Raw genomic sequence first — 1,772 nt, 5'->3', positions numbered from 1 at the left:
TGCAGGAAGCCTGGGTCGATTGGCCCGACATGAACTACGACAAGGTCGGCAACATCCAGCTCAGTCGCATCATGGGTGGAGACATCCGCATCGACGACGCCGGTTTCGACATCGGGATCCGCGACAGCTGGAAGGACGCACTCGCATCGGTCGAAGCAGCCGGGGGCATGCCCTATCCGATTCCTGCCGGAGCGTCGGACCATCCGCTCGGCGGCCTCGGGTTCGCGAACTGGGCGGTCGAACTCGCCGCTCAAGAGGACGGGCTCGGAACGTTCTTCGATCACGTCGTCGTGTGCACGGTGACCGGGTCGAGCCATGCCGGGATGATCGCCGGATTCGCGCTCGAGGACCGCGACGACCGCACGGTCATCGGCATCGACGCATCCGCAACCCTCGACACGACCATCGCACAGGTGACGAGGATCGCAACGAACACTGCGGCGACGATCGAACTCGGAAGGGACCTCCGCGACGACGAGATCACGGTCGTGGCAGGCTACGAGGGCCCGGCCTACGGCATCCCGGACCAGCAGACCATCGACGCCATCCACCTCGCTGCTCGAACCGAGGGCATGCTCACCGACCCCGTCTACGAAGGAAAGTCGATGGCCGGCCTCATCGGCATGATCCGATCCGGCGAGATCCCGGCGGGCTCCAGGGTGATGTACTGCCATCTCGGCGGGCAGCCCTGCCTTCCCGCCTACGCCGGCGCGCCCGGGCTCGGGTGACGCCCCGAGCGTGCCGGGGCCGGGGGATCGATGGGCGCTACGAGTTGACCGCGAGTTCGTCGATGACGTCGCCGTAGCGGGCCAGCGCGTCGGCACGACGGGTCGGGATGTGGTCGATGCTCGGATCGCTGGGCCGGTACCGCTTCAGCACCTGGCGGGCGACGGTGACCTTGTGGACTTCGTCGGGTCCGTCGTAGATGCGGGCGGCGCGCGCGGCGCGGTACATCGCTTCGAGCGGCAGGTCGGTGGTGTAACCGAGCGATCCGTGGATCTGGATCGCCCGGTCGATCACGTCGTGCAGCACCCTGGCACCCCAGAACTTGATGACTGCGATCTCGAGTCGGGCGTCGCTGTAGGTGCCGCCGGCCTCGTGCAACCGGTCCATCTTCCATGCGGCCTGGAGCGTGAGCAGCCGCGCGGCCTCACGATCGGCGTACGACTGGGCGATCCAATCCTGGATCATCTGCTTGTCGGCGAGGATCGATCCCTTCGTGTACCGGGTGAGCGCACGCTCGCAGAGCAGGTCGAAGGCGCGCTGCGACTGGCCGAGCCACCGCATCGCGTGGTGGATGCGGCCGGGTCCGAGACGCTTCTGGGCCAACGCGAACCCCTGGCCGATACCGGCTTCGCCACCGACGATGTTGTCGAACGGAACGTGCACGTCCTCGTAGAGGATCTCGGCGTGACCACCCGGCTCGCCGGTCCGATGATCGGGTTCACCCATCGTCGGGACGTCGCGCAGGATGTTCACCCCGGGGGTGTCGGTCGGAACGACGATCATCGAGAACGCCTGATACGGGGAGGCGTCCTCGTCGAGGTTGGTCTTGACCATCACGATCAAGATGTCGGAGACCGATGCGTTCGACGAGAACCACTTGTGACCGTTGATGACCCACTCGTCACCGTCACGAACCGCCTGCGTGGTGAGCAATGTCGGGTCGGCACCGGCGCCCGGCTCGGTCATCGAGAAGCACGACCGGATCTCCTGGTCGAGCAACGGTTGCATCCACTTCACCTTCTGTTCCTCGGTCCCGCCGAGCGACA

General features: G+C 66.3%; 2 protein-coding genes. One reads left to right on the top strand and one right to left on the bottom strand.

Annotated features, from left to right (window positions below):
* On the top strand, positions 1-728 hold a 728-nt coding region (locus WBV89_RS01900; RefSeq protein WP_423979648.1), incomplete at its 5' end, for a pyridoxal-phosphate dependent enzyme.
* 37 nt (positions 729-765) lie between these two features.
* Here the strand turns inward: WBV89_RS01900 and WBV89_RS01895 are convergent.
* Positions 766-1,772 (bottom strand): acyl-CoA dehydrogenase family protein (locus tag WBV89_RS01895; RefSeq protein ID WP_423979647.1); only part of this gene is annotated, 1,007 nt, incomplete at its 5' end.

Source organism: Ilumatobacter sp., from assembly GCF_049588435.1.
In the GTDB taxonomy this organism is placed as follows: Bacteria; Actinomycetota; Acidimicrobiia; order Acidimicrobiales; family Ilumatobacteraceae; genus Ilumatobacter_A.
This window is presented reverse-complemented; position numbering and strand designations above follow the sequence as displayed.